This window comes from Rhizobium sp. 42MFCr.1, from assembly GCF_000377185.1.
Taxonomy (GTDB): domain Bacteria; phylum Pseudomonadota; class Alphaproteobacteria; order Rhizobiales; family Rhizobiaceae; genus Rhizobium; species Rhizobium altiplani.
The window spans coordinates 1-1,393 of the sequence record NZ_KB897902.1; the positions used below are offsets into that span (position 1 = coordinate 1).

General features: G+C 57.2%; 1 protein-coding gene. It reads left to right on the forward strand.

All coding sequences use genetic code 11. The features are described 5' to 3' along the window. Nucleotides 1-89 precede the first annotated feature (89 nt). On the forward strand, nt 90-1,118 hold the full coding sequence (locus C934_RS0131480; RefSeq protein WP_018860470.1) for an IS110 family transposase: 1,029 nt from the start codon (nt 90-92) through the stop codon (nt 1,116-1,118). The last annotated feature ends 275 nt before the right edge of the window (nt 1,119-1,393 follow it).

Sequence of the window (1,393 nt, forward strand, 5' to 3'; positions counted from 1 at the left end):
AGATGGGGTGGTTGCCGCCCTCTCCAAGTGGCATCGTTAGACGCTATCATTTTAGAGCGTGTTTGGACCAGTAGCGGAGAGGACTACACATGACGGAAGTGATGATCGGGGTGGATCTTGCAAAGAGCGTCATTCAGATTCACGGTGCATCGATGTCGGGCCGGTTGCTCTTTCGCAAGAAGCTGTCGCGGGGACAGTTCTTGCGTTTCATGGAAAGCCAGTCCGGGGCTGTCGTGGTGATGGAAGCTTGCAGCAGCGCTCACTACTGGGCACGGGAATTGGCGACGCTGGGGCATGAGGTCAAGCTGATCGCTCCGCAATATGTGCGACCTTTCGTGAAGCGTCAGAAGAACGATGCCGCTGATGCCGAGGCCATTGTTGTCGCGGCACAGCGACCCGAGATGCGCTTCGTAGAACCCAAGTCCGAAGATCAACAAGCGAAAGCGGTGTTATTCCGAGCGCGGGAGCGTATCGTGCGCCAGCGGACGGAACTGGTGAATGCGCTGCGCGCTGTACTTTACGAGTATGGCCACGTCGTTCCGCTCGGGTTAGGCCACATCAAGCGCATGGAGGCATTAGTCGATGATGCGGATAGCGCCCTGCCGAAACTCGTGAGGGAGGAATGCAGCGATCTTCTGGCCCAGATTAGCGAAAAGACCGCAAGAATCGAGGACAAGACGAAGAAGATTGCCGGACTTGCACAGCAGAGCAATGTTGCGCGACGTCTCAAGACCATGCCAGGCGTAGGCCCGATGGTAGCTCTTGCGGTAGAGGCTTTTGCCCCGGCAATGGACAGCTTCAAGTGCGGGCGAGATTTTGCGGCTTGGCTCGGTCTAGTCCCGCGACAATTCTCTTCAGGCGGCAAAGAAAGGCTCGGCCGAGTGTCCAAAGCCGGTCAGGCTGACATCCGCAGACTGCTGATCATCGGCGCAATGGCACGTGTAAGCTGGGCGAGCCGTCGATCGCCAGTGCAGGGCTCATGGCTAGCGCGGATGCTGGCTCGCAAGCCGAGAATGTTGGTGGCGATCGCGCTCGCAAACAAGATGGCTCGTAGGATGTGGGCCATGCTGACGAAGCAGGAAGATTTTTGTGATCCGACGTTGGCCGTAGCGGCATGAGCTGATGCTGAACGCTGAGGACTAACGCCGGTTAGGAGGTGTGAGAAGTCGATGACCTGAATGGGCGCATGATCGAACCGATCCGGATGGGGAAAACCAGGGACATTTCTGGAGCTCGCAAGCTCGGAAAGTAGATTTGGACCCGATCCGCTGATCACCATACCGGCCAGCGGCTTATGGAAGTGCCGCACAAAAAGGCCTGACAGAAGACCGCACTCGATCACATGTTCAAAAGGCCAAAAACTGCTTGCACTACGGGCGGCAACCACAGAAGA

Excerpts from the sequence above, each read along its gene's own strand:
- C934_RS0131480 (WP_018860470.1), top strand. The coding sequence starts at position 90 with ATGACGGAAGTGATGATCGGGGTGGATCTTGCAAAGAGCGTCATTCAG.